This is a genomic window from Peribacillus simplex (genome assembly GCF_030123325.1).
Lineage (GTDB): Bacteria > Bacillota > Bacilli > Bacillales > DSM-1321 > Peribacillus > Peribacillus simplex_D.
This window is the reverse complement of the sequence record NZ_CP126106.1, coordinates 5,263,523-5,290,009: the sequence shown is the minus strand read 5'-3', so window position 1 is coordinate 5,290,009 and position 26,487 is coordinate 5,263,523. Positions and strand designations below refer to the sequence as shown.

23 protein-coding genes and 1 pseudogene are annotated in these 26,487 nt (G+C 41.9%); 14 read left to right on the top strand and 10 right to left on the bottom strand.

Features of this window, described 5'->3' with window-relative positions:
* Window positions 1-55: 55 nt before the first annotated feature.
* Window positions 56-1,339: a glycoside hydrolase family 18 protein gene (locus QNH43_RS25195; protein ID WP_283916145.1), complete on the bottom strand. Its 1,284-nt coding sequence runs from the start codon at window positions 1,337-1,339 to the stop codon at window positions 56-58.
* Window positions 1,340-1,504: 165 nt separating this feature from the next.
* Here QNH43_RS25195 and QNH43_RS25190 point away from each other — a divergent pair, with 165 nt between their 5' ends.
* A complete protein-coding gene (locus QNH43_RS25190) occupies window positions 1,505-1,714 on the top strand; it encodes an alpha/beta-type small acid-soluble spore protein (RefSeq protein WP_034310322.1) in 210 nt (69 codons plus the stop codon).
* Between the two features lie 60 nt (window positions 1,715-1,774).
* On the opposite strand, the gene QNH43_RS25185 is transcribed toward QNH43_RS25190, so the two are convergent.
* On the bottom strand, window positions 1,775-2,518 hold the full coding sequence (locus QNH43_RS25185; RefSeq protein WP_283916144.1) for a glycerophosphodiester phosphodiesterase: 744 nt from the start codon (window positions 2,516-2,518) through the stop codon (window positions 1,775-1,777).
* A 153-nt stretch (window positions 2,519-2,671) separates the two neighbouring features.
* Here QNH43_RS25185 and QNH43_RS25180 point away from each other — a divergent pair, with 153 nt between their 5' ends.
* The 4 genes from QNH43_RS25180 to QNH43_RS25165 all read left to right on the top strand — a co-directional run bounded on the left by QNH43_RS25180 (window position 2,672) and on the right by QNH43_RS25165 (window position 6,968).
* Window positions 2,672-3,499 (top strand): undecaprenyl-diphosphate phosphatase, encoded by an 828-nt coding sequence (locus tag QNH43_RS25180; RefSeq protein WP_283916143.1) that lies wholly within the window; start codon window positions 2,672-2,674, stop codon window positions 3,497-3,499.
* 374 nt (window positions 3,500-3,873) lie between these two features.
* Entirely contained in the window at window positions 3,874-5,196 is a 1,323-nt protein-coding gene (locus QNH43_RS25175) for an APC family permease (protein WP_283916142.1), read from the top strand.
* Between the two features lie 148 nt (window positions 5,197-5,344).
* The gene (locus QNH43_RS25170; RefSeq protein WP_434060144.1) at window positions 5,345-6,535 is read left to right on the top strand and encodes an MFS transporter; all 1,191 of its coding nucleotides are present in this window, start codon (window positions 5,345-5,347) and stop codon (window positions 6,533-6,535) included.
* 103 nt (window positions 6,536-6,638) lie between these two features.
* Window positions 6,639-6,968: a hypothetical protein gene (locus tag QNH43_RS25165; protein WP_251436962.1), complete on the top strand. Its 330-nt coding sequence runs from the start codon at window positions 6,639-6,641 to the stop codon at window positions 6,966-6,968.
* A 106-nt stretch (window positions 6,969-7,074) separates the two neighbouring features.
* Here the strand turns inward: QNH43_RS25165 and QNH43_RS25160 are convergent, their stop codons facing one another.
* Window positions 7,075-7,218: a hypothetical protein gene (locus QNH43_RS25160; protein ID WP_179086062.1), complete on the bottom strand. Its 144-nt coding sequence runs from the start codon at window positions 7,216-7,218 to the stop codon at window positions 7,075-7,077.
* A 145-nt stretch (window positions 7,219-7,363) separates the two neighbouring features.
* Between QNH43_RS25160 and QNH43_RS25155 the strand changes: the two genes are divergently transcribed.
* The 3 genes from QNH43_RS25155 to QNH43_RS25145 all read left to right on the top strand — a co-directional run bounded on the left by QNH43_RS25155 (window position 7,364) and on the right by QNH43_RS25145 (window position 11,468).
* The gene (locus QNH43_RS25155; protein ID WP_283916140.1) at window positions 7,364-8,227 is read left to right on the top strand and encodes an STAS domain-containing protein; all 864 of its coding nucleotides are present in this window, start codon (window positions 7,364-7,366) and stop codon (window positions 8,225-8,227) included.
* Between the two features lie 172 nt (window positions 8,228-8,399).
* Entirely contained in the window at window positions 8,400-8,837 is a 438-nt protein-coding gene (locus QNH43_RS25150) for a hypothetical protein (RefSeq protein WP_283916139.1), read from the top strand.
* 261 nt (window positions 8,838-9,098) lie between these two features.
* A complete protein-coding gene (locus QNH43_RS25145; RefSeq protein ID WP_283918450.1) occupies window positions 9,099-11,468 on the top strand; it encodes a penicillin acylase family protein in 2,370 nt (789 codons plus the stop codon).
* A 55-nt stretch (window positions 11,469-11,523) separates the two neighbouring features.
* Here the strand turns inward: QNH43_RS25145 and QNH43_RS25140 are convergent, their stop codons facing one another.
* Together QNH43_RS25140 and QNH43_RS25135 are read right to left on the bottom strand one after the other, a co-directional pair.
* A complete protein-coding gene (locus tag QNH43_RS25140) occupies window positions 11,524-11,742 on the bottom strand; it encodes a hypothetical protein (protein ID WP_081395591.1) in 219 nt (72 codons plus the stop codon).
* Complete coding sequence (locus QNH43_RS25135; RefSeq protein ID WP_283916138.1) at window positions 11,735-12,358, bottom strand: sigma-70 family RNA polymerase sigma factor; 624 nt, start codon at window positions 12,356-12,358, stop codon at window positions 11,735-11,737. Before QNH43_RS25135 ends, QNH43_RS25140 begins: the two co-directional genes overlap by 8 nt.
* A gap of 156 nt (window positions 12,359-12,514) precedes the next feature.
* Between QNH43_RS25135 and QNH43_RS25130 the strand changes: the two genes are divergently transcribed.
* From QNH43_RS25130 to QNH43_RS25115, 4 genes are all read left to right on the top strand, one after another.
* Window positions 12,515-12,679 carry a YvrJ family protein gene (locus tag QNH43_RS25130; protein ID WP_081088496.1) on the top strand — a complete coding sequence of 55 codons (165 nt, stop codon included), beginning with the start codon at window positions 12,515-12,517 and terminating at the stop codon, window positions 12,677-12,679.
* 411 nt (window positions 12,680-13,090) lie between these two features.
* Complete coding sequence (locus QNH43_RS25125) at window positions 13,091-13,921, top strand: GNAT family N-acetyltransferase (protein ID WP_283916137.1); 831 nt, start codon at window positions 13,091-13,093, stop codon at window positions 13,919-13,921.
* 11 nt (window positions 13,922-13,932) lie between these two features.
* Entirely contained in the window at window positions 13,933-14,391 is a 459-nt protein-coding gene (locus QNH43_RS25120; protein ID WP_283916136.1) for a DinB family protein, read from the top strand.
* Between the two features lie 339 nt (window positions 14,392-14,730).
* Window positions 14,731-18,549, top strand: a complete 3,819-nt coding sequence (locus QNH43_RS25115; RefSeq protein ID WP_283916135.1) for a bifunctional 2',3'-cyclic-nucleotide 2'-phosphodiesterase/3'-nucleotidase — start codon at window positions 14,731-14,733, stop codon at window positions 18,547-18,549.
* Window positions 18,550-18,699: 150 nt separating this feature from the next.
* Here QNH43_RS25115 and QNH43_RS25110 read toward each other — a convergent pair.
* Window positions 18,700-19,158: pseudogene (locus QNH43_RS25110) on the bottom strand (TspO/MBR family protein).
* Window positions 19,159-19,299: 141 nt separating this feature from the next.
* Between QNH43_RS25110 and QNH43_RS25105 the strand changes: the two are divergent.
* Entirely contained in the window at window positions 19,300-20,163 is an 864-nt protein-coding gene (locus QNH43_RS25105; protein ID WP_283916134.1) for a DUF4349 domain-containing protein, read from the top strand.
* A gap of 46 nt (window positions 20,164-20,209) precedes the next feature.
* On the opposite strand, the gene QNH43_RS25100 is transcribed toward QNH43_RS25105, so the two are convergent.
* The 4 genes from QNH43_RS25100 to QNH43_RS25085 all read right to left on the bottom strand — a co-directional run bounded on the left by QNH43_RS25100 (window position 20,210) and on the right by QNH43_RS25085 (window position 24,084).
* Entirely contained in the window at window positions 20,210-21,577 is a 1,368-nt protein-coding gene (locus QNH43_RS25100; RefSeq protein ID WP_076368080.1) for an amino acid permease, read from the bottom strand.
* Window positions 21,578-22,187: 610 nt separating this feature from the next.
* Window positions 22,188-22,535: a phage holin family protein gene (locus QNH43_RS25095; protein WP_283916133.1), complete on the bottom strand. Its 348-nt coding sequence runs from the start codon at window positions 22,533-22,535 to the stop codon at window positions 22,188-22,190.
* Window positions 22,536-22,672: 137 nt separating this feature from the next.
* Window positions 22,673-23,068, bottom strand: coding sequence for a hypothetical protein (locus tag QNH43_RS25090; RefSeq protein ID WP_283916132.1), 396 nt, complete (start codon window positions 23,066-23,068; stop codon window positions 22,673-22,675).
* Window positions 23,069-23,193: 125 nt separating this feature from the next.
* Window positions 23,194-24,084 carry a TetR/AcrR family transcriptional regulator gene (locus tag QNH43_RS25085; protein WP_076368076.1) on the bottom strand — a complete coding sequence of 297 codons (891 nt, stop codon included), beginning with the start codon at window positions 24,082-24,084 and terminating at the stop codon, window positions 23,194-23,196.
* Window positions 24,085-24,697: 613 nt separating this feature from the next.
* Here QNH43_RS25085 and katA point away from each other — a divergent pair.
* Complete coding sequence (gene katA / locus QNH43_RS25080) at window positions 24,698-26,152, top strand: catalase KatA (protein ID WP_283916131.1); 1,455 nt, start codon at window positions 24,698-24,700, stop codon at window positions 26,150-26,152.
* The last annotated feature ends 335 nt before the right edge of the window (window positions 26,153-26,487 follow it).

The window sequence follows — 26,487 nt, the reverse complement described above, 5'->3', positions numbered from 1 at the left end:
ATGCTCGATGATTGATTATATGCCCGTTTGCGTTTCGGTATTCCTTCATCTTTTTTTAGACCCTTCTCCGTACGTTAAAGTTATCGCTGATGAGCAGCCAGTTTTGAGGGAAGGCTAAGCCGAGCTTCCAATAACTCATTCCCCTCAGGTTCAGTTCTTTGATTAAATCGAATTTTGCCTGAATGGATCTGGCATCTTCAAACCACACTTCATGCTGCCTATCCTCTACAGTATAGTTGAAGTGCGGGGCCTGGGCGGTTTCATCATACTCGATGGCCACATTATTGGCCGCCGCAATCTGGATGGCCTGCTGCGGACTCACGGCCCTGGCAGTGGATCCCTGTACAAAAGGCAGGGTCCAATCATAGCCATATAGATTCTGCCCCATCAGGATCTTGTTGGAGGGAATATCGGTGACGGCATATTCGAGAACTTCCCGAACAGGTCCGATAGGTGACACAGCCATTGCCGGTCCTCCGCTATATCCCCATTCATAAGTCATGATGATAACGAAGTCGACGATTTCACCATGTGCTTTATAGTCATGTGCCTCATACCAACGGCCTTTTTGCTCTGCACTTGTTTTAGGGGCAAGTGCCGTGGAAATGAACCATCCTTCTTTCTTGAATCGTTCCTTGGCTTTTCGGAGAAATTGATTATACGCTTCTTTATCGGCTGGCCTTAAAAATTCAAAGTCAAAGTGAATATCCCGGAATCCATATTTCTTTGCCGTTGTAACGATATTGTTCAGGAACTTATTCTGAACGGAAGTATTCGTTAAAATGATTCGCCCAAGCTCATCGCTGAATTGATCATTTTCCTGATTTGTGATGACCATCATCAGGACATTTTTATTTTCTCTGGCGATGGCAGGGAATTCATTGAGCAAAGGCTCTTTTAAGGAACCGTCACGAAGCGCCTGGAAGCTGAAAGGGGCTAAATAGGTTAAATAGGGCCCAGCTTCCCTGGCGGCCGTTTCAAGGGCCGGTGCAACCGATGTACCCCGCGGCTCGACATAACCGTTGAATTCGGCGGTCCTTTTCTTTCGTGCCGGAATATAGAGCCGGTATCCAACGGATAGGATTTGATTTTCGGAAATGCCATTTATTCTTGCCAATTCTTGAACAGGGACATCAACTCTTTGAGATATCGAATATAAACTATCACCCGGTTGAACGAAATAATAACTGCCGACGATTGGAATGACAAGGGCCTGCCCCGAAACAAGATTATTTGGGTTAGGGATCTTATTTGATTCGACGAGCCTGTCAACGGTTACGCTGTATGTCTGGGCGATGCCATATAACGTCTGGCCTGGCCTAACCACATGTATTTGCAATTCTTTTCCCTCCTACTGAAAGTTTCCTAACAGTTTATGAGCATAAAAAGAAATTCATGATAAAGAGCTTAGGATTGAGAGGATCCTAAACAAAAAAATTCAATAAATTGGCAATAATAATTTAAGCTTAAAATGCTAATTAATATTAGTAGGAGGTGAAAACACATGGCAAACAACAATAACAGCAATCAACTTTTAGTATCTGGTGCAGAACAAGCCCTACAACAAATGAAGAATGAAATCGCTAGTGAATTTGGTGTAAACCTAGGTGCTGACACTACTTCTCGCGCTAACGGATCTGTTGGTGGGGAAATCACAAAACGTTTGGTTCAAATGGCTGAACAACAATTAGGCGGTTCAAACTTTTCTCGTTAATTAATTGAATAAATATGGATTTGAAAGAGAAGGAGCATCGCTCCTTCTCTTTCGCATTGTTCAGGCATGTGACTGCCATGCCTTTAAAATCTTGATTGCCTTTTCAGGGTAATCGGTCATGATGACGTCGACTCCCAACTCTGCCAGCTTGACGATGTCGGCTTCATCATTGGCGACCCAAGGCCGGATTTTATATCCAAGTTTTTTCGCTTTTTCATTAACTTCCGGGGTCAGGCTGTTTTTATCCGGATGAAAACCCGCTTCTTTTTTATCACGTAAAATCTCTTCATAGTTTTCAGGAAGCCCCTCGAACAATAATGCACGTTCAAGGTCTGGGGCAAGCATCTTCACTTTTTCAATGGATTGATGGTTGAAGGAAGAGAGGATCACCCGCTTTTCCATTTGATATTGACGAATTAAATCAATGATCTTCTGTTCGATTCCTTCGTAAGCGAGTTTATCCGTTTTGATTTCGATATTCATCCATAAAGCATTTCCCTTAGCCCAGTCGAAAACGTCCATTAAAAAAGGAATCCGCTCCCCAAGGAATTCCTTGGAAAACTTGCTCCCGGCATCAGCCGTTTTCAGCCTTTGTGCCGAATGCTCTTTTACATAACCGGTAAGGGTGGTCGTTCGATCAAGTGTTTCGTCATGGATGATGACCAATTCCCCATCAGAACTGAGATGGACATCGAACTCGATCCCATCGGCCCCGTTTTCTGCCGCCTTTTGAAATGCGGCCATGGTATTTTCAGGATGCGTCCCCTTGGACCCCCTATGGGCGAAAATAAGTATGTTTTGCAAAATCATCACATCCCCTTTAAACTTTATCTTGAACCCTATCATACACGTATCACTGAATTGTTTCAGCAATGTTTAATAGACAATATTTTAAACAACGAGTAAAATACATATGGTATTTCCATAAATAGGTGTTCGAAATATGAGGTGAATAAAATGAATATGTGGGAAATTTTTGTTGCGGTTATCCTTGGTCTTGTAGAAGGATTAACTGAATTTGCTCCTGTATCGTCTACAGGGCATATGATCATCGTTGATGATTTATGGCTGAAATCAACTGAGCTTTTCGGGAGTGAAGTGGCCAATGCCTTTAAGGTGGTCATCCAGCTTGGTTCGATACTCGCCGTTGTCGTGCTCTTCTGGGGACGGTTCATGGACTTGCTTGGTTTAAGGAAGCTGAAGGGCACATCCGTTGCGAGCGGCCCGAAGCTTAACCTATTGCAGATCTTTGTCGGATTGCTGCCGGCAGGCGTTTTAGGTCTATTATTCGAAGATTACATTGACGAACATTTATTTACGATGAAGACGGTTATCGTCGGATTGTTCCTTGGTGCGTTTTTGATGATTGCTGCGGATAAATTCCGTCCAAAGCTGACAGCAGAAACGGTTGACCAAATCACTTATAAACAAGCTTTCGGTGTAGGGTTAATTCAATGTTTGTCACTGTGGCCGGGATTCTCGCGTTCAGGTTCAACCATTTCCGGAGGAGTTCTTTTAGGAATGAGCTATCGCGCTGCTTCCGATTTCACGTTCATCATGGCAGTGCCGATCATGGCTGGTGCCAGTCTGTTGAAAATCGTGAAATACTGGGAATTCTTCACGCCTGAAGTTCTGCCATTCTTTATCGCAGGTTTCATCAGTGCATTTATCTTTGCGTTATTCTGTATCCGCTTTTTCTTGATTTTAATCAATAAAGTGAAATTGACTCCATTTGCCATTTACCGGATCGTCTTGGCGGTTGTGCTGCTATTCATTATTTGGTAATACGAAATGAAGCGTGAAATAGGAGAGGAACCACCCCGTTGATTCGGGGTGGCTTTTTTTTGGCTAAAAAAAAAGCCGGAATCCCAGGAAATTAATTACGAACGTTAATTTAGTTTTGGTGTTTTTAATTCGTAATTATCGAGTTAATTATCGGAAATTCTTTTGATAATAAAAAAATATTCGGTTTTTAGTGCAGTTTCAAATATAATTAGTAAAAAAAATATAAAAGCAAAAAAGCTCCCTGAGCGTAGTGATACCAACGTGTTTGGGTATTTTTTGTAATATTCAAATGATTTCATAAACTATTCTCATATAATTTATATGATATAATTTTAGTATAAATAAAGTACATGTGTACACCTGGGGAGGACATCATGAGAAATGACCAATTGAAGAAAACGATTGGCTTTTGGGTTGGAACATCAATTGTAGTTGGTACAGTTATCGGTTCTGGTATTTTCATGAGACCTGGTGACGTGCTTGAGTTAAGCGGTAATTCAACCATGGCCTTATTAGCTTGGCTGATAGGCGGCTTGATCACCCTTGCAAGCGGGTTGACGATTGCGGAAGTGAGTACACGGATCCCTAAAACGGGAGGCTTATATGTTTATATGGAAGAAGTGTACGGAAAAGCATGGGGATTCCTATGCGGCTGGGTTCAGACATTGGTATATGGACCTGCAGTCATGGGCGCACTCAGTTTATACTTCGGGTTATTAGTCGCCGGAATATTTAATATCGCTTCTGGCTACACTTTGGCGATAGGGATTTTTACGATCGTATTTATAGCGGGCATGAATCTTCTGGGGACAAAATACGGCGGTATCATACAAACTTTATCGACCGTTGCTAAACTGATCCCCATCATTTTCATAGCGGTGTTCGGTATCGCACAAGGTGATATGCCTGTATTCAATATCGATAGTGAAAGTTCAATGAAAATCAGTATGGCCGGTGCGATTTTGGCTACGCTCTGGGCGTATGATGGCTGGATGAATGTCGGCTTCATGGCTGGGGAAATGAAAAACCCGCAGAAAACATTGCCGCGTGCAATCATAACGGGATTAGTCGTGGTCATGGTCGCTTACTTGGCTGTGAACCTTGCCATGCTTCATGTATTGGGGGCGGAGGGAGTCATAGCTCATGGTACGAATGCAGCGAATGTTGCGGCAACGCTCCTCTTTGGTGAATTGGGCGGGAAATTGATATCAATCGGAATAGCGATTTCAATCTTCGGTTGCTTGAACGGAAAGCTTTTGACCTTTCCGCGCATTACCTTGGCGATGGCGACTGATAAAATGATGCCAGGCCATAAACAAATCGGGAAAATATCGCCTAAGTTTAAAACGCCAATAAATGCTACGGTATTGCAAGTGATCATTGCCATTATCATGATGGTTGCAACAGACCCTGACAAACTTACCAATATGGCTGTATTCTCTGTCTTCTGTTTTTATGGATTAGCATTCTTCGCGGTCTTCATCTTACGCAAAAAAGATCCGGATGCGAAAACTTATAAAGTGCCGTTTTACCCATTCATCCCCATCGTGGCGATTGCTGGAGCAATATACATTGTTGTAAGCACTTTAATCGATACACCTTTAAATGCGTTGTACTCGGTGATCATCCTCATCATAGGTATGCCAGTGTACTGGCTCCTTAAAAAAAGTGAACGGGATGATGAACGTTCATATTAATGAAAAACCCTTCACTGCATGCAGTGAAGGGTTTTTTGTGAATTTTTGGAACAAAACTTTCCCTTTGGCCAAAAGTGGCGAAATAGACAACTCGGGAAGTTCGTATTAACATAGGGGGAAAGTTAAATAGTGAAGGGTCTGAACAAAAGTGAATTATATCGAGCCTGCTGGTAAATCATTCAGGAGAACAATCTTGGCTTTATTTCTTGGTAGCTTTGTAACGTTTGCGGATCTGTATAGTACCCAACCGGTCATTCCGGTTTTCGCAAAGCAATTCGGAGTCTCTCCTGCAATGGCAAGTCTTACATTATCATTCGCAACAGGAACGCTTGCCATCTGTTTATTGCTTGTTTCCTTTTTCTCAGAAAATATCGATAGGAAAAAAATAATGGGGACGGCCCTCACTCTGTCTGCATTGTTATCCATATGCGTGAGTTTCATCCAGGATGACCTATACATCCTTATTGCAATACGGGCGATTCAAGGAGCGGTGCTTGCGGGTTTCCCGGCAATTGCGATGGCCTATATCAATGAAGAGTTCCATCCGAAAAGCCTGGGCTATGTGATGGGGATCTATGTGAGTGGTTCGAGTATCGGCGGATTGGCAGGCAGGCTGATTGTCGGGGTGCTGACCGACCATTTCTCATGGAACATAGCGATTGGAAGCCTTGGGGCTTTAAGTTTGATCATCAGTCTGGCTTTTTGGTGGATGCTTCCTCCTTCGCAGCATGCCATCCGTGTAGGGGCCTCATTTTCGAGAATCAAAACATCCCTTATCAATAACTTAAGGAATGGCAGGCTAGTACTCTTATTCGGCATGGCCTTCCTATTAATGGGCTCGTTCGTTACCGTCTATAACTTTGTCGGCATACCTTTAATGGGACCGCCATATCATTTATCACAAACATTGATAGGCTTCATTTTCATCATCTATCTTGTGGGGACATTCAGTTCAACATGGATGGGCAAGCTTGCCGATCAATATGGTCGAAAACATGTACTTCTTATCGGAATCGCAATCATGCTGATGGGTGCCCTTTTAACCTTATTGGATCCGCTTTTGCTTAAAATAATGGGGCTTGCACTGTTTACATTTGGTTTTTTTGGAGCTCATTCAATTGCGAGCAGCTGGGTCGGAAGGTTGGCTGATAAGAGTGAAAAGGCACAAGCATCGGCTTTATATCTCCTGTTTTACTATGCGGGATCAAGTGTAGTGGGGGCATCAGGCGGTTTATTCCTGATGAAGTTCGGCTGGGGAGGGGTCATCTCGGCTGTATCCATTCTGATCATCCTGGCCGCCGTTTGTGCGATGATGGCTGGAAAAGTGAAAACCGTTTAAATAAAATGTTCTTTTCTATCATGTTTTTCTGGAATCCTGAATATAATCTAGTGAAAATGGATATTGAATAATAGATTGATAAGAGAAGAGGGTAATAGATAGAGTGAAACGAAAAGCAGTAATTCTCATTGGGTTAATAGCCGTTTTAATTATATTATTCGTTGTATACTTAACAAGTCCGGGAAGATTGGAAAAGGTGGAGATTGTTGAAAAATACTATCCTCATTTCTCCGATGGCAAGGCAATCGGTTTTAAGACGAACGAAGTCATTGATGTGACGGAAACCGAAGAGGGATCCAATTGCGCAATGAAATTCAACAATGGGAAAACGTTGGAAATTGATTGTGACCGTTATTTAACATACAAAATTGATGAAACAGTCTATATTACTACTGAAGGGAACCATGTGAAGGAAATCCGGAGAAAAAGGTAGAGGCAATCAATATTTAATGACGGAAGAGCTGGATTTGCTTGATAAAGCAACTCAGCTCTTTATTTTTATCCACTCAAAAACCCAGACCTTTTTGGACTGGGCTTTTTCATTTTTTATCTTTGGTTTTGCTTTTATCCTTTTTATTACGCCGAAGTACATCCAAGATTCTGCGGCTGTTATTTTTACTGTTTATGAGTTCGACTAAATCGCTCATGTTTTCAGATTCAAAGTCTTGTTGATCTTTTTTCATGATAATCCCTCCAAGTCATATATGATAATACCCTTATGTAGAAAAGGGTAAACGTCTATTATCATATTGGTAATAGAAGGATTTTATATCCTTAACCATTCATTATTTGATAAAATGTGTTAAAAGCCCTGTATGGGAGGTCCATATGGAAGAATTAAGAATGATCGGTGAAAAAATTGAAAAATTTAAATATATCTTAGTGGAGCATATCGAGTTGTTTGAAGAAGAGGAACCGCTCTATGATTTTGAAACGAGTAAAGAGGTACGGTCAAAGCTAATTCAAATACATGCAGATGCCTTGATTCATGGAAAGGCACAAGCGATGGAAAGTATGAAAATAACGGGTATGGTAATAGGTAAGCGCATTGTGGATATGGGCATTCCTTTGGATAAGAATATTGAGGAAGCACAGCTGATACGTAACCTTTTCTGGAGTTTCATTGAAGAAGAGGTAAGCAATCGCTATTACTCCATTGAAATTCTGCTAAAGGCAAGCTCGATAATAGATGCAATCCTGGACCAATTCATACACTGTGTGAGTATCAGTTACGTGAATCATTATAAAGAAATGGCCACAATGGCAAACGATTCTTTGCGGAAGATAAAAGAAAACCAAGAAGTCATGGAAGAACTGTCCACCCCGATTGTTCAGACCGTATTAAAGGATGTGCTGCTCTTGCCATTGATCGGACGCATTGACGATTGGAGAATGGAGTCGATGCAATCGACTGTACTGCAAAAATGTGCAGATTTGCATGCGGAAGTATTGATCATGGATTTCTCGGGAATTACCTTTACGAAGGAAAACAATATGCTCTCCCTGCTGGATCAATTAGTGGGGGCACTGGCGTTGATGGGTACGGAAACGATTTTTGTCGGCTTTACCCCTGATGTCGTGAAAGAGATCGTCAAACTTGATTTTGCAAATCGGGTAAAAGCCTTTCTATCGTTCAGGCAGGCTCTGGAATATCTGTTTAAACAAAGGGGACTGGCTGTTCAGCCAGAATGATGGAGGTATCCTTTTTCAGGGTATCTTTTTTTTATGTCAGGCTAACATTCCTGCAGCATTCATATTTTATCGCCCATCTCCATTTCTCCATGTTATAGTGAAATGACGTGGGCGGACATGTTGATTTGTATTAAACAGGACATGTAAAGCGTGTAAGGAAGGTGGATGAAGAGTGTTTTTCAAGAAAAGTGAAGAACCTGATCATAACGAAAAATGGTATTGTGTTGGAATCATGACGGATAAAGGGTTGGAGGATGAAGAATATGATGTTTTGTCCAAACGCATCCTTGACTCGGTCCAAAATGTCTCGGTCATATCGGACTTGGTAAGGGTGGAATGGGATCGGGATAAATTGCGAGCCTTGAACGGACGTTTTCAGGATCCTTCATTTTCCGACCCATGTTTTATCATTAATGAATTCATACCAGAGGATATAAAACGGGAAAGAAAACTTCTGGAGAAAACTCATAAATGGAAGAGGCTCTTTGGTCTCCTCTCCCCGATTGAATACATGGAAGCCGAAACGAAGGCGGCCCATGACTTTGATAAAGCCCTCTTTTATACAGACGATGCAGATAAAGTGATTGAATACATTCTTGCAAATAGCTAGCTTCACCTGCCACATCGATACATTGTATCGGTGTTTTTGCATTTGATATGTTTATCGGGGCAATTTCGCGGATGTAATTCGGCCATGCGCGGGATGATTCGACTTTCCGTCCTTGTGCGAGTAAAATCCGTCCTTGCGCCTTTCCAGCCTTTCGGAAATAAAAAGAGAGAATGTAAGGAAGTTGGTAGGAAAGATGGGGATAAACGCGGAATATCTAAAATAGAAAGAAAGAGAGTTTTAAGGGGAGAGGAAGATGAAGCGATGGAAGTTGCCATACCTCAGCAAAAGCCAAAACGGAAGTGGAGAAAGCGTGCGCTCTGGAGTTTTGGTATCCTGATTATTCTTTTGCTGTCCGTTTTGATTGCTGCAAATGTATTTCTTTCAAGATCCTTGCCGGAAACAAAGGGGGAAATATCGCTTCCAGGTCTTTTGAAACCGGTTACGGTGGTGAGGGATTCAAGTGGAGTCCCGCATATCAACGCAGCGAATGAACATGATCTGTATTTAGCCCAAGGGTATATCCAAGCACAGGACCGCTTATTCCAAATGGATTTAAGCAGGCGTCAGGCATCAGGAAGATTGAGTGAAGTGATTGGTGAGAAAACCGTCAAAAATGATAAGTATTTCCGCACACTTGGCTTGAGGCGGGCGGCTGAAGCCTCTTATGCAGCATATTCAAGTGACGGGAAAGAAGCCTTGGATGTGTTTGCCGAGGGAGTAAATCTTTATATCGATGAATTGAAGGAGAATGGAAAATGGCCGGCGGAGTTCACCCTGCTTGGATACGAACCAGAGCCTTGGACACCCGTCGATTCGCTGACCATCGGTAAATATATGGCCTTTGATTTAGGCGGGAACTGGGAGGATCAGGCGTTTAGGCAGTATTTGCTGCAAACGTTCCCAAAGGAAAAAGCATATGATTTATTTCCTGATTATCCAAACAGCGCCGCATATATCATCAGCAAGGAAGAACTGGATATTGAAAAAAGTTTTGCCGGGGCCGTTATTCCTTATGAATTCAACGGCAGCAATAACTGGGTCGTTTCAGGCAAGAAAACGGATTCCGGTCAGCCATTATTGGCGGATGATCCCCATCTGGGATTGGCTACACCGTCCGTTTGGTATCAAATGCATTTGGAGGCCCCGTCAGTCAATGTGAGCGGTGTCATTTTTGCCGGGATTCCGGGAATCATACTAGGTCATAACGAAAAGGTCGCTTGGGGTGTGACCAATACCGGCCCGGATGTTCAGGATCTGTATATCGAGAGGAGAAACCCGGAAAACGAGAAAGAATTCTCCTACAAGGGCAAATGGGAAAAAGCTGATATCTTGGACGAACCCATCAAGGTGAAGGATGGTGAAACACTTGATTATCAAGTGACGGTTACCCGCCATGGACCTGTGGTCTCCGAGTTTGCCGGGAAAAGCGGAAAAGATACCGTGCTTGCATTAAGGTGGACGGCACTTGATCCATCCGCCGAGCTTGAAGCGGTACTGAATATGAATAAAGCGGGAAGCTGGAAAGAATTCGAAAAGGCCCTCTTGAAATTCGAAACGCCGGCACAGAATTTCGTCTTTGCCTCAGCCGATGGGACCATTGCCTATAAGGCGAATGGGAAAATCCCAATCCGGAAAAAAGGCGATAGTATGCTGCCTGTACCTGGCTGGACGGATGAATTTGAGTGGGAAGGCTTTATTCCCTTTGATGAACTTCCAAAAACGGTGAATCCGGAAGAGGGATTCATTTCGACGGCGAATAATAAAGTCATCTCGGATGATTATCCTTACCACATCAGCAATAACTGGGCACAGCCGTACCGTCAGATGAGGATACAGGAGTTTTTAAAAGCCAACAAAAAGCTTACTGCCGAGGATATGCAAAGCCTGCAGATGGATAAGGTGAATTTGCAAGCCAAGGAGTTTGTTCCTCAATTCTTGGATGTATTGAAGGGTCCATGGGGGAAACAGGAAGACCAGGCACTTACGATTCTGAAGAAATGGAATCATATTGATTCCGTTGATGAAGCGGCACCGATGATTTTTAATGTCTGGATGAAAAAAATAGGGGATGTTCTGCTTACGGAAGAAATACCGGAGGAAACCCTTAACCTCTTTAATGGAAGGCGATCGGCCGTTGATGAACTATTAAGGCGGGCACTGGACGGTAAGCCGGGCCCTTGGATTGAAGAGGCAGGCGGACTTGAGCAGGTGCTTGCCAAGTCGTTACATATGACGTTAATGGAACTTGAAGAATCACAAGGTGACGATATAGCCGATTGGGAATGGGGAGACTATCATCAGGTCAGGTTTAACCACCCGCTATCGAGTGTCGTCCCGTTAAATTATTTATTTAACAGCGGCGGCGGAATACCGCTAGGCGGTAGCGGTGTCACCGTACAGGCAGCGGCATTTTTAGATGATGGAACCGTTAATCACGGTGGCTCCTGGAGATTCGTCATCGACCTATCCGACATGAATCAAGGATATCACCTAGTTGGCCCTGGTCAATCAGGTAACGTAAAAAGTGAGTGGTACCACGATCAGCTTGATGATTGGGCAGAAGGTACTTATCACAAAACCACAATGGACGATCCAAAAGGGGATAAGCTGACATTGAAACCATCATACTGATATCCAGAAAAAAAAGTACCAAGCCCAGCATCCTTGCTCTGGACTTGGTACTTTTTCATTGTTTTTGCTTAGTGAAGAATTCTGCAAGAAACTCCTCGAAATTAGGGGCCTCGATTGCTGCGATTTTTTCATATGATTCAATGATCTTGAGTTTAATTTCTTGCTCCAGATCATTCCGGTCTTGATAGTTCGTGTTTTTTAACGATTTTTTTATTTTAGGATTCAAAGAGTCTATGAGATCCAACAATTCTTCTTTTGACAGTTTTTTATCCACAATGGCTTTTCTCCTTTCTAACATATACCTCATCCATATAGTGCTTTCGAAGTTTTTTTAAAGCTTGTTTACGGATGCTTGAGATATTTTGCGGCGACTCACGGAAATAAGCAGCAATTTCCTTGTTGGATAGGCCGTAGGAAAAGATCATGGTCAGCACCAAGTTTTGTTTGGCTGTTAACGTCTTCAAGGCTTTTATCATCTCTTCATCACTTATGTGTGAAGCGAGTTCGTTCGTTTCCCCCATCTTTTCAAGTTGAACGTCCAATGTGCCGATGCGATCGAACAATCCGCCAGTATCCATTGGTGTCGCATCAAGTACCATTCGATAGCGTTCCCGCTGCTTCCGTGCCCTTTTATCAAAATCAACAGAGAAAAAGTAAATTAAGGAGCACATGTATTTGTATACTTTAGCCCGGTAATAGAAAATTTTGAAAGTCTCGTTGAGATGATCAATGTTGTGGGAAGAAGGGGAATCAAGAGTTTCAGTGAAAATCTTTAAATGCTCTGGGTTCTGTAAAAATAACTGAATAATCGGCTGTGCAAAGAAAGATGAGTACTGTTGCTGCAGAAACTCCAATGAATGAGAAAAAAAATGAGAAGTTAAGTGGTTCATTGTTATCCCTCCTTTTATTAATAAAGTGATAGACAAGGGGAATAAATCAATTATATAGGAACATTCGTTCTTTTTTCCATAAATCAATAGTGCTAGATTGATTTTTTTTGACAAGTTTCACTTTAGATATCAGATACAAGAAAAGGGGTGAAGAGGATGATGATTGAGGATGCTACTATGTGGGTTTCATTAGTTAGCGAATTTGGCTATCCATTCGTCGTTTCTATGTTTTTGCTCTTCCGCTTCGGTAAACAATTAAAAGAACTGACAACGGACGTAGAGAACTTAAAAAAGTCCGCTCATAAAACAAAAAAACGATAACCTCAGGACGTAATGTGCCAGGTGATAAACACCGAATTTCGGATTCTATTCTAAAAAGGGTCCGGAATTCGGGTATAAAGAAATGGGTACTCTGAAAATCAAGCCTTAGTTAAATCCCTCCTTTACATTCAAGTAAAATAATGGTAAACCATTATTTGGAATATAGCACAAAATAGGTAAAAAATAATCGTCATTTGGAATCATTTTACTACTATAATTCATCCGACAATGGAATTAGATAGGAAATCCTCCCCTCGTACGATTTTAGTTTTATGGAATAAAGTGAAAATACTTTTAAAAAAACAACATTCATCAATAAACTTATGAATAGTATGCGGCATCCAAGTAAAAGGGTGCTGCTTTTCTTATTTTTTGGTAATAAACTGATAATATGGAAAAGGGGTGGAGAATTTGAAGGATAAACAGCTAGAAGATATTCGAATCCTACAGCAAGAATGTGAACGGGAAGGTTTTACTTTAAAGCTGAACTGGGAAACGCTTCGCAGTCGAAATGGTGTGCATAAGAATGACTTTTTTCACTATGATGGATCGAAGCTTATTGGTTTCATTGGTCTTTACGATTTTGGAAACAAAGCGGAGATGTGCGGGATGGTGCATCCTGATTACCGGAGGCAAAACATTTTTACAACGCTTCTGGAAGAGGCTATAAGGAGTGCAGCGGAGCGCAACTATAAGTTGATTCTCTTGAACTCACCTGCTCAATCCCATTCAGGGACAGGATTTTTGAAACAGCTTCCATGTGAATTCGCTTTTTCTGAGTTTCAAATGAAGTGGTCCGAAACGGAACTTGACGATTATGGTGATGCAGTCGTTCGCCCTTCACGGAGAGAAGATGAGGCAACGGAAATTCAGCTGGATATTCAATGTTTCCAATTTACGAAACAAGAAGCGAAGGATTATTATCAGCGCATCCTATATGAGGATACTCTGAAAACCATGATGATTGAAAAGGATGGCCTTGCAGTCGGTAAGATTCGTGTTGATCACTCAGGCCGTGAAGCATGGATTTATGGATTTTCCATTTTGCCAAAATACCAGGGAAAAGGACTTGGAAGAAAGGCATTGAAAAAGGTCGTAGCCGAACAATGCCAGCTGGGATATGATATTTTTCTCGAGGTCGAGGCGACTAATGAGCATGCATTAAGACTCTATGAATCTTGTGGATTCAAAACCATTCAAAGACAGGATTATTATCAATACAAAGGGACGGCAAAAAGTTAGGGGCTGGGATGATGCTGACATTATTCATTTATAACTGGCAGGTGCGAAGTGAGTGGTTCAAATGGTGCCGGGATTTACCGAGTGAGGAACTGAAACGGCAGCGAACAGGAGGGATGGGCAATATATTGAGGACACTTGCCCATATTATCGATGTCGAATGCAGCTGGATCAAGGCGATACAAGGAAAGCCTGATGTAGCGGTCGATTTGGACACCTATGATACGATTGAAAAAGTGGAGGATCTATCCATCCGTTATCATTCTGAGGTCATGGACTATTTGAATTCCCATTCCATTGAAGATGAGCAAGGAATGATACAGCCATCTTGGATGGAGGGGACATACGAAAAAGGCATGATACTGCGCCATATTATAGCGCACGAAATTCACCATATAGGCCAGCTATCCATCTGGTCGAGGGAGATGGGCATCGAACCGGTATCAGCCAGTTTAATAAATCGGGCTTTATAGGCCTCAAACTTTAAAACTGGTAATGCAACCTGCATTACCAGTTTTTTATTTCGAAAGGAATTCCCAGGTTGTTTCATTGAAGTATAGAGTCTAAGAAACTTACCTTTGAGATCTATCTGGGTTTTATTGATAGGGAACTTTCTCCCTAAGGATTCAATGGGATTCGATGATGATTATATACATAATTGAAGGTATAACGAGCTATGGGCTCTGAATGGGAATGGTTAAAAAGTACCATTTATTCAAGATTCGTAATATTACGGTAAATTTTGGCGTTTATTCGACAAAATCATGATATATTATTCTAGCATTTTACAAAAAATAGAAGGGTTGTGAAGTATGTCGTTCAAGATGCATGTTAATAAGATGCTTGCCCCGATTCTTGCTGTGAGTTTGGTATCAGCCCCATTTACCGTACCAGGGGAGACATCCGCCAAAGAGTCCACTAAGAAACCTGTCACGACTGAACCATTTATCATTACAGCTCCTACTGTTAATTACGCAAAGGGCACAAAAGCGACTGTAACGGTCACACCGAAAAAAGGGAACAAAGGAAATGAAACCGTTGTCTTCCAATTGATGAATGGGACGAAGGTCATTTCACAGTCAGCCATTGAGGCGGATATTAAATCGGCCCAAAAGTTCTCCGCGTACTTCAATTCGTACAAATCGGGTTATTGGGTCAAAGTATCGGTTGTCTCCAAGTATAACGGCAATACTAGTAACTTCGGCAACAGGCTGGCAGCCTCCGTTTCGGATGCACCATTTGAACTAAGGATCATGGAAACGACGGATATACACACTAATCTGGTGAGCTATGATTATTATAAGGATGCCGTATCGGACTCGGTCGGCTTTTCCCGCACAGCAACTTTAATCAAACAGGCACGAAAAGAAGTGAAAAATAGTGTTCTAGTGGATAACGGCGACCTTATTCAAGGGACCCCGCTAGGTACGTACAAAGCGAAAATAGCGCCACTGAAAAAAGGTGAAGTCCATCCCGTCTATAAAGCGATGAACTTGCTAGACTATGATGTTGCCACATTCGGAAATCATGAATTCAATTATGGTTTATCTTATTTGGACGAGGCCATCAACGATGCGAACTTCCCTTACGTCAATGCAAATGTTTATAAAAAAGATAAAGACAATAATCCAAAGAATGATAAAAATAAATATACTCCATATAAAATCATCACGAAGAAAGTGAAAGACATCAATGGTAAAGAAAAATCAGTGAAAATTGGCTACATTGGATTTGCCCCTCCGCAAATCATGGATTGGGATAAAGCGAATCTTGACGGTAAGGTCATTGCAAAGGAAATCGTCATGACAGCGAATAAATATGTACCTGAAATGAAGAAAAAGGGCGCGGATGTCATCGTGGCGCTCACACATTCCGGGTTTAATGGCGATATCAACAATACCGAGGATGTCATCTATTCATTAAGCAAGGTATCCGGCATCGATGCCATCACGTTCTCCCATACGCATAAAGTCTTTCCAGCACAAGATGAGGCTTCTTTAGACAGCCTATTCAAAGATGGCCAAGGAAAAATCCTTAAAGGCGTGGATAATGAAAAGGGTACCATCAATGGTGTACCAGCCGTTCAAGCAGGATATGGCGGCAGTAATCTCGGGATCATCGATCTTGATATCCAAAATATCAAGGGAAAATGGAAAGTCATCAATTCCGCTTCATCAACACGGGTAATCAACGACAAAATAACAGGAAAAAAAGCAGCTGAAGATGCGTCTGTCGTCAAAGCCGTGAAGAAGGATCACGAAGGAACGATCAAGTATGTTAACACGCCAATTGGAACGACTACAGCTCCAATTCATAGTTATTTCGCCCTTGTGCAAGATGATCCTTCCGTACAGGTCGTGACGAGCGCACAGAAATGGTATGTAGAGAAATACATCCAAAGCAACCGCCCTGAATACAAAGACTTGCCCATTCTCTCTGTAGGAGCCCCGTTCAAAGCGGGTCGCAATGGAGTCGAGGAATTCACCGAAATCAAGGAAGGCGGACTGACCATTCGCAGCGCAGGTGATTTATATTTATACGATAATACCTTGAAGGCAATCAAGATTAAAGGGTCCGTGGTTAAAGAGTGGCTTGAGATGTCTGCCGGGAAATATAATACAATCGATCCTGCAAAGTCCGAGGAACAGGAGCTGCTTAATGGAAAATTTGCCGTCTATAATTTTGATGTGATTGACGGTGTCACGTACCAAATCGATGTCACCAAGGCTCCGCGCTATGATGAAAAAGGGATAAAAGTGTCGGATTCCAGCAGGATTGCAGATTTGAAATATAATGGTGAACCAGTGGACCCGAATCAAGATTTCATCGTCGTGACGAATAATTACCGTGCTTCTGGCGGGGGGAACTTCCCGGGCGTCAAGGGCAGCGAATATGTAGTTGACTCTGCGGATGAAAATCGCCAGATCTTGATGGATTATATCACACAAGAGAGTGAAATCAATCCAACCGCTGATAATAACTGGTCGATCGCCCCGATTTCAGGCAAGGTGAACGTTACCTTCACCTCATCACCAAAAGGTGCGGAATATTTAAATGAAGACAGCGCGATTTCCTATACAGGCAAAAAGGATGATAAAGGCTTTGGCATTTACAAATTCAATTTGGGGAAAGAAAACGTCAAGGTGCAACTGCTCGGGATCAATGATCTTCACGGCCAGCTTGATACCACCTCCGATTTTGGCGGTATCAAGCAAGGGCGTGCTGATTATTTAGCTGCGCACTTGAAGCAGCGTAAAGCTGAAAACCCTGAAAATACACTTTTACTATCGGCAGGGGATGCTGTTGGGGCAAGTGCACCCGTTTCTTCTTTGATCCAGGACAAACCGACGCTCCAGTTTTTGAATCATATGAAATTCGATGTCGGAACTGTCGGGAACCATGAATTCGACAAAGGGGTAGAAACCTTGATGGCTCAAATCAATGGCGGAAAGTCGCCAACATCCGATGTGGTATTCGATAAATTGAACTTTCCGTATGTAGTGGCCAATGTCGTATATAAAGACACGAAAAAACCGATATTGGACCCTTACGTCATAAACAAGGTCGGCGGGGTTGATATTGGATTCATCGGTGTAGTCACGAATGCCACACCCCAAAAAGTAAGTCCGGATGGCATTAAGAATGTGGAATTCATAGAACAGGCACCTGCCGTAAATAAGGCGGTTAAAGAGTTGAAGGATAAAGGCGTCAAATCGATCGTGGTGATCTCACATGACCCAGGCACGGAAAAGGAAGGGGTCATCACAGGCGAAGTAGCTGATCTTGCTAATGCCGTGGATGATGAAGTAGATGTGATCTTAGCCGGAGATAATCATGCAAAGGTCAACAACTATGTGGATGATAAACTGATTGTACAAGCTTACTCTTATGGAACGGCTTTTGAAGATGTGGATTTGGAAATCGATCCAAACACAAAGGATATCGTCAAAAGGTCAGCTGAGATTGTTACGGTTACGCAAGATGGCATCACACCTGATGCCGGGACGACGAAATTCATTAACGACTACCTAGACATGTTCCCCGAGTTGAAGGCCCCGCTTGGGACAACGGATGAGAAAATTTTAAGAACCAATGCCTATACACAGGAAACGGGCCTTGGGAATTTAATTGCCGATTCGATGAAGGCGGATTTGAACTCCGATTTTGCCTTCATGAACCCAGGTGGAATTCGTGCAGATATTCCAAAGGGGGGAGTCACTTTTTCCGATTTAGCGAAAATCCAGCCGTTCGGAAACGTATTGGTCAAGCTGGAACTGACTGGAGCAGAAGTGAAAACGCTGCTTCAACAGCAATGGGTAGTCGAAGGATCTCCGAAAACCTTGCAAATTTCTGGACTGAGCTATACAGCCGACTTCAGTAAACCTGTCATGGAACGTGTCACCTTATTGAAGGAAGCCGACGGAACACCGATCAAGGATACCGAAACATATACGGTGGCCGTCAATGATTTCATGGCTAGCGGCGGTGATAACTATACCGTCCTGAAAGGAAAAGAGCGTGTGTTTGGAAATGCTGACCTGGAAGCATTCGTTAACTATGTGAAAGAAACCTTTAAAGGCGGGAAGATCACGGCTGAAATTGAAGGCAGGATTACGAATATCAATAATTAACTGAGGTTTACTCGTGAAAATTGAGCATTTACTCGTGAGTTTAGCGGGTTTACTCGTGAAAATTGAATATTTACTCGTGAGTTCTCGGCATTTACTCGTGAAACTCTAAAATAGAGCGCCCCTTAATACAAGGGGCGCTTCTTCATGTGATTAATTGTTTCTGAAAATGGAAAAGTTCAATCCCAATGCGAAGGTGACCCATGCTATATAGGGAATCATCGCTAAACCGGATGCACGGTCTATTCTATAAAACTCGAATGCCGTTAAAGTAATAAGGGTCAGCAGTACAGCCATTTCAATAAAGGCCGTTCCGCGCAATCCCCATTTGAAGAATAAAAAAGACCATAAGAAATTCAACCCTAGTTGGGTATCTTAGAGGCGTTCAGCGGACTTCGATTCTTTTTCTTTGGATGCAATGCGATATTTCGCTATTCCCATAATCGTATAAAGGCTTGTCCAAGCAACGGGGAAAGGCCAGGAAGGGGGCGCAAATGAAGGCTTCTTGAGTTTATCATAAATTTCTTTTGAATTCCTTGTGGCGAATATACCCACAAGTGAACCTCCGACCACAGGCACCAATAATCTTTTAGCGAATTTTCCGTAGTTCATAATGGATCCACTTCTTTCTTTATTTTTGGATGCTCTTATACCTTTACCTTTTCATATGAAAATAAAACATGTCCTTTAATGACCAAGTGTAACTTTCTTCCAGATTATACGTCGGTACTATTAAGAAAAGGGGGAATACCGATGAACCGTAAAACAATGATGCTTATGTTCTGTTTGTTACTTTTACTTGCTGGATGCAGCAGTAATGAAAAGGAAGATTCAGCATCTAAAGCAGAGGATGAAACGGCGGACAGTAAAATGGACGCTTCAATTTCCGGGAATAAGGTGCAGGAAGAAGCAGCGGAAAAGGAAGGGATGACGGATGAAAGAAAAGTCATCCATCAAGCCCAGCTTGAGTTGAAGGTGAAGAACCTTGAAAAAGCACAAATGAAGATTGAGAATAAGGTGGCTGAATATGGCGGATATGTAGTCGAGTCCAATGTATACAGGGAAGAAGAAGAACTGGTGGAAGGATCGATCACTGTTCGGGTCCCTGAATCCCATTTTCAGGATTTTCTAGCCGATAGCGAGGGCGAGGCTTCGGAAGTGGTCGGAAGGAATGTGACAGGACAGGATGTAACCGAGCAATATGTAGATCTAAAAGCAAGATTGAAATCAAAGAGGGCAGTAGAGGAAAGGTTACTTGCATTCATGAAGGACGCTGAGAAGACGGAAGATTTACTGAAAATATCATCCGATCTTGCCATGGTGCAAGAAGAAATAGAACAGTTGACCGGGCAAATGAAGTATCTTGAAAACCAAACCTCATATTCGACGGTCACCATTACGTTATCACAGGACCGGATAGTTGTGCCGGGCATTGATAATAAGGAATTGAATACATGGGAGAGAACGAAGAAACAACTTGCAACGAGTGCGAATCTATTACTTAAAGCGGGTTCAGGAATCATTGTTTTCATAATAGGAAACTTGCCTATCCTCATTATTTTAGGCGGAGCGGGTGCTGTGGTCCATTGGGTGTTCAAAAGAAGGGGTAAAGGGTGAAAGTCAGAAATAGAGGGTGCCAATTAGATTGGGCACCCTCTGACATTTATCTATTCCGTTTATGCAAGCCAGTCACATAATACAGGGCTACCAACAGTAAGATCCAAATCGGACCAACGATTAGAGCGATTCTTGTATCTGCTGAAAAACCGAGTACGACCATTACGAATACTAAAAAGGCTAAAGTGAAATAAGAAGTGAATGGGAAAAGCGGCATTTTGTAAGACAAGCCTTGCTTTTCTCCCTGACTCAATTTCCGTCTAGACATGATCTGTGTGACAAGTATGGTTCCCCATGTCCAGAGGGCACCGAATGTAGCGACACTTGTGACGTAAGTGAAAACTTTATCGGCTTCCATGTAGTTAAGGTAAACACCGAAAAGAAGCACGACAGCCGAAACGATGATGGCAACGCCAGGAACGCCTGACTTTGTAGTACGTTCGAAACTTTTTGGTGATTCACCTTGCTGCGCCAGGTTGAATAACATTCTTCCTGTACTGAAGATCCCGCTGTTACAAGATGAAAGGGCTGCTGTCAGTACGACAAACTGAATGATTCCTGCTGCACCTGGTATACCGATTTTATCAAACATCATAACGAATGGGCTGTTTTCTCCATTCATTTCATCCCATGGAGTGATCGATAAAATGACTGTCAGAGCTAAAACGTAAAAAAGTAAAATCCGATAAAAAACGGTATCGATGGCTCTTTTTAAAGATTTTTCAGGATTTTTAACTTCACCTGCGGTTACTCCAAGCATTTCAATTCCCAAATAGGCGAACATGACCATTTGGAAAGAGAGGATGACACCGGAAATCCCATTAGGGAAAAACCCTCCATGTCCAACCAGGTTGCCGAATCCGACCGCGATTCCGCCGTTCCCCAGTCCGAAGATGATCATTCCGAAGCCAAGGACGATCATAAGGATGATCGTAATGATTTTCACTAAGGCGAACCAAAACTCCAATTCACCATATGCTTTTACTGCAAGAAAGTTAATCGTCGTCATGATGGCAAGAGCGGCTAACGCCCAAGCCCATTGCGGGGTATCAGGGAACCAAAATTGCATATAGATTCCGACTGCCGTAATTTCAGCCATACAGGTGGCAATCCAAACGAACCAGTAATTCCATCCGGTTATATATCCGGCAAGAGGACCGACAAATTCGCTAGCATAGCGACTGAAAGAGCCAGCGACAGGATTTTTAATCGCCATTTCCCCAAGTGCACGCATGATAAGATAGATCATAAGCCCGCCAATGGCGTAGGCAATGATGATGGCTGGGCCGGCTAATTTTATCGCAGATGCCGAGCCGAGAAATAAACCGACTCCAATGGCTGCGCCAAGAGACATTAATGCGATATGCCTTTCTTCCAAACCTCTATGCAGTTGAGATTCTTTGGAGTTTTGCATAATTTTCCCCTTTTCTATGTTGGAGTTTAATTTTCTCTATCTAGCATTTTATCACTAGTAGAGGAGAATACATATAATTTATTGATTTTTCACATAATATTACAACTAAATAATATATTTTAATAGGAAGAATGTAAAGTAAAAAATGAAAACGCTTACTACAAAGTGATTCAATCTATTCTCATCGTATTTATAATCTTTCAAAACAAATAGAATGCTATTCAAACAAAGTATAATTATGTGATTTTTCTAAAAATTTAGACTTTTAATAATGGATAAGCTGGCCCAAAACAAGGAACGGGCATCTAAAGGATCCTGTTCATACCACTCTGGTAGATTCCATGAATCGTTTGATACTGATTTCCACGGAAGTCGATATTTTATGTAACGTCATGGGGAAAAGTATTGTCAAAAATGAGAGAAAACAGCTAGTGAAGCTTAGCGGAATTTAGGGGAATAGCCCGGGAAATATCGAAGGCTGTTATGGAAATGAAGATGATACGAAAAACCGTCAGGAATCGGATTTTCTGTTTCAGTATGTAGATCCTAAAAAAAACTGTAGACAAACTCGGTGAAGTCGAGTTTGTCTACAGTTTTAACCAACAGCATGCTACTGAAGGTTTTTTTTACTCTGTTTTATAAGAAGACTTTGAATGAAACTCAATAACAATGATCCGATTAAAGCTCCCCAAAAAGAATTTATTACAAAGCCACTGACGGCATAGGAAGTGATTTGGAATGTGAAGGCATTGATAATGAAAGAAAATAACCCGAACGTCAGGATGGTGATCGGCAATGTGATAAGCAGGAGAATGGGTTTAACCAGCAAGTTCATGATCGATAATATAAAAACCGCCAGCAAGGCTGTTCCGTAAGATTTAATCGTGATGGAGTCGAGAAGCCAGTCAATAACGAGCAATACCAGCCCGTTGATAAGAAAACGCATTATAATGTTCATGAATAACTCCTCCTGAAGACACTTTCTATATGTCATTATACTAAAATTTCATGAATTTCAGTTATATGTTTGCTGAATTGTCACAAAAAAAAGAGGAATACGATATGTATTCCCCCAGAATCGAAAGGACCTTTTTACTAAAAAAAGGTCCAGTTGATTTCAGAAACCCGCTCCCTTTCCGCCGACTGTCTGCCAAGCCTCCTCGGCGCAAGCGCCTGTGGGGTCTCAGCTAGCCAGTTATTCGGCAGGAGTGTCGCAACTTTCTTCCATCCTATATAGGTTCCATCCGATATAAAAAGTAAATCATGAAGGATAAGCAAGTCTTTTAAAAACACCGTTCGATAGTCTTTTTTTAAAAAAGTCCAGTTGATTTCAGAAATCCGCTTCCTTTCCGCCGACTGTCTGTCAAGCCTCCTCGGCGCAAGCGCCTGTGGGGTCTTGGCTAGCCAGTTATTCGGCAGGAGTGTCGCAACTTTCTTCCATCCTATATAGGTTCCATCCGATATAAAAAGTAAACCATGAAGGATAAGCAAGTCTTTTTAAAAACAACGTTCGACAGTTTTTTCATTTAAAAAGGTCCATTCGTTTTCAGAAACCCGCTCCCTTTCCGCCGTAAGAACCCCATTTTGTCTGCAAAATGCGACCCAGTAGGTTCTATTTAGTTGTTGGCAATGATTTTTTCGAATTCACTTAATTCCAATGTGTTTTTCAATTTCGGGTTGGTGTTTAAGGAAAGCAGGGCACTTTCGATGAGAAAGATCCGCGGTTCAACGTTTTGTAATAATTCCTCTTGGATAAAGTGAATCAATTTCAAGTTTTTGACCCGCTCTGCTTCATCATCTTGGCATAGCCTCAGGATCATCTTTTTTAGGTCGTTTGCAGAGTGCAGGAGTGCTGTATGAAAATCCTGTTGTGTATGGAAGCACTCTGGCAGCCATTGCTTGATGAGATCGGGTTCCAAAAGCTGTGCTTTTGACGAGCTGACATCTTCAAAAATCGATTTAATCCTATCGACACAATAACGGATAATTTCAGTAGGGTTGAAATCGGGCTCTTTAGCCAAGGCATTAAAATGAATCGTTTGATGCATCATCCCCGAGTAGATAATGGCACAGTCCAAAATATAAGGTTTTTTATCAGCACCGAAAATGTCCAGAAACCGTTTTGATAGCCAATGGATATGCTGGAATTTAGCATGCGTGATGAAGTTCTTAAGTTCGGTGTCATTTGAAATCATTACTTCTTCATATAAGAAAAAGATTTTATTGCTTTGGTTGGAGTGCATTTGTAATTCGGATTGTTTAATGAATATTTCAATATCTGCAAGGTTTTGCCCAATCAGCAATTCATTCCGCTCTTTTTGTAATTTTTCTTGCGAAGTCAGGAAGACTGCCTTAAGCAATTCGCTTTTAGAAGAAAAATAGTTATAAAATGTTCCTTTTGAAATGCCGCTATAATCTAAAATATCCTGAATGGAAGTGGCTTGATAACCCTTTTCAATAAATAATTGGTGTGCATATTTAACTACCAGTTGTTTGCGCTCATTCATATATATCACCCTTACTCTTATTGGACGGTCATTTTAACGTAATAGTATCTTATTTTCTATACGAACACAAACCAGTATGTTTACAATTTCTCCAGTGAAATAAGGGTGAAGGCCTTTTGTTTCAGTCTGTTTATGAAGAGTTCTGCTGAAGTTAAGGTTCACAATGCAATGAAAAATTCAGCTTCTATGCCTCCTCCTTCATTCGTCATGTAAATAAAGCCTGATGAAGTGAATAAAGTCACAGGAGAACAGTTCGGTTTGTTATAAGATAAATAGAAGGAAATAGGTAAAGTAGCGCAAAGTATTCATATATTCGTTATCATTCTCGATTACTATCCCATTGGTAGGGGAAATGATAAAATCACTTGTCATGAAGGAATATTGGTTATAAGGGTCGTATACCATTATTAGGAATTCGATTATGCCTTTAAGTTGTTCCGTCAACGTGTATACATTCTGCATTTACCATATTATGGTTGGACGTGAGGTCATATCATCAACAGAAAAATAATGAATTGATTATTATATTAAAATTATTATAAATAAGTATTGATTTTTTTCTGATAAGCTTTATCATTATATACATAAATATTAATGAAAAGGTGGTTCAATTATGTCGAATAAGAAAAACCTTACTACAAGCTGGGGAGCTCCAGTAGGAGATAATCAAAACTCGATTACTGCTGGCGAACGCGGCCCGGTACTCATTCAAGATGTACACTTATTGGAAAAACTAGCCCATTTCAACCGTGAACGTGTGCCTGAACGTGTAGTTCATGCGAAGGGTGCCGGTGCTTTCGGAACTTTCGAAGTAACGAACGACCTTTCTCAGTACACGAAAGCTAAACTTTTCAATGGTGTGGGCAAGAAGACAGATCTTTTTATCCGTTTCTCCACAGTTGCAGGTGAATTGGGTTCTGCTGATACAGTCCGTGACCCGCGTGGATTTGCTGTTAAATTCTACACGGAAGAAGGAAACTACGATATCGTCGGTAATAATACTCCTGTATTCTTTATTCGCGATGCGATTAAGTTCCCTGACTTCATCCATACACAAAAGAGAGATCCTAGAACCCATTTGAAAAACCCTACGGCTGTTTGGGATTTCTGGTCACATTCACCAGAATCTCTGCACCAAGTGACGATCCTGATGTCCGATCGGGGCATTCCTGCTACACTTCGTCATACACATGGTTTCGGAAGCCACACATTTAAATGGGTGAATGCCGAAGGAAATGGCGTTTGGGTGAAATACCACTTCAAAACAGAACAGGGCATCAAAAACCTTGATGTGGATCTAGCTGCAAAATTAGCAGGTGAAAACCCTGATTACCATACGGAAGATCTTTTCAATGCCATTGAAAAAGGGGACTTCCCTGCATGGAAATTATATGTTCAGATCATGCCTCTGGAAGATGCGGATACATACCGTTTCGATCCATTCGATGTGACGAAGGTATGGTCTCAAAAAGATTATCCGCTGATCGAGCTTGGCCGTATGGTATTGAACAGAAATCCTGAAAACTATTTTGCTGAAGTAGAGCAAGCCACGTTCTCACCAGGAACATTCGTACCGGGAATTGAAGCTTCCCCAGACAAGATGCTTCAAGGACGTCTATTCGCATATGGAGATGCACACCGTTACCGTGTGGGCTCAAATCATAACCAGCTTCCGGTGAACCGTCCGAAAGTGGAGGCGAACAACTATCAACGTGATGGCTTCATGCGTGCTGATGACAATGGCAAGGGATCTGTTTATTATGAGCCGAATAGTTTTGGCGGCCCTGCCGAAACAACGGAAAATAAAGTCACTCCTTTCGAGGTGACTGGGAAAGCTGCACAAGTTGGTCATAATAGTGATGATCACTACACTCAAGCAGGTGACTTATACCGTCTACTGAGTGCCGAAGAGAAAACTCGACTTGTTGACACGATCGTGGGCGCAATGAAACCTGTGGAATTGGAAGAAATCAAGATTCGTCAAATCGGTCATTTTTACAAAGCCGATCCGGAATACGGAACGCGCATAGCCGAAGGTTTAGGTTTGCCAGTACCGCAAGAAGCGTAAAATATGGGACTCTCAATCTATTAAATGAAGACAGGCATCCATTCATGAATGGGTGCCTGCTTTGTTTGTTTTATGGAGGGCTCCGTTATATAAATGACACCCGACAAGATCGGTAAGAATATATAGTTATAAATGTTTGTAAGGAAGTCATGCGGTCAGATTAATTGGGTGCCAGTTACTTAAATTATCGATAAAGGGTGGAATTTATGACTAGTAAAAGGCAGTCCAATTTACCAGAAACCAGATATTTTACAAAAGTTCCTGCTCTCACTTAAAAGCTTGGCCTGCTCTTAATTGATGACAAGCAAGATGCTCGAAGATTTCAGTCAGGAGCA

Bases quoted from the DNA above. Each gene is read 5' to 3' on its own strand.
- QNH43_RS25190 (WP_034310322.1), top strand. From the start codon at position 1,505: ATGGCAAACAACAATAACAGCAATCAACTTTTAGTATCTGGTGCAGAA.
- QNH43_RS25180 (WP_283916143.1), top strand. From the start codon at position 2,672: ATGAATATGTGGGAAATTTTTGTTGCGGTTATCCTTGGTCTTGTAGAA.
- QNH43_RS25175 (WP_283916142.1), top strand. From the start codon at position 3,874: ATGAGAAATGACCAATTGAAGAAAACGATTGGCTTTTGGGTTGGAACA.
- QNH43_RS25160 (WP_179086062.1), bottom strand. From the start codon at position 7,218: ATGAAAAAAGATCAACAAGACTTTGAATCTGAAAACATGAGCGATTTA.
- QNH43_RS25155 (WP_283916140.1), top strand. From the start codon at position 7,364: ATGGAAGAATTAAGAATGATCGGTGAAAAAATTGAAAAATTTAAATAT.
- QNH43_RS25145 (WP_283918450.1), top strand. From the start codon at position 9,099: ATGGAAGTTGCCATACCTCAGCAAAAGCCAAAACGGAAGTGGAGAAAG.
- QNH43_RS25135 (WP_283916138.1), bottom strand. From the start codon at position 12,358: ATGAACCACTTAACTTCTCATTTTTTTTCTCATTCATTGGAGTTTCTG.
- QNH43_RS25130 (WP_081088496.1), top strand. From the start codon at position 12,515: ATGATGATTGAGGATGCTACTATGTGGGTTTCATTAGTTAGCGAATTT.
- QNH43_RS25120 (WP_283916136.1), top strand. From the start codon at position 13,933: ATGCTGACATTATTCATTTATAACTGGCAGGTGCGAAGTGAGTGGTTC.
- QNH43_RS25115 (WP_283916135.1), top strand. From the start codon at position 14,731: ATGTCGTTCAAGATGCATGTTAATAAGATGCTTGCCCCGATTCTTGCT.
- QNH43_RS25105 (WP_283916134.1), top strand. From the start codon at position 19,300: ATGAACCGTAAAACAATGATGCTTATGTTCTGTTTGTTACTTTTACTT.
- QNH43_RS25100 (WP_076368080.1), bottom strand. From the start codon at position 21,577: ATGCAAAACTCCAAAGAATCTCAACTGCATAGAGGTTTGGAAGAAAGG.
- QNH43_RS25095 (WP_283916133.1), bottom strand. From the start codon at position 22,535: ATGAACATTATAATGCGTTTTCTTATCAACGGGCTGGTATTGCTCGTT.
- QNH43_RS25085 (WP_076368076.1), bottom strand. From the start codon at position 24,084: ATGAATGAGCGCAAACAACTGGTAGTTAAATATGCACACCAATTATTT.
- katA (WP_283916131.1), top strand. From the start codon at position 24,698: ATGTCGAATAAGAAAAACCTTACTACAAGCTGGGGAGCTCCAGTAGGA.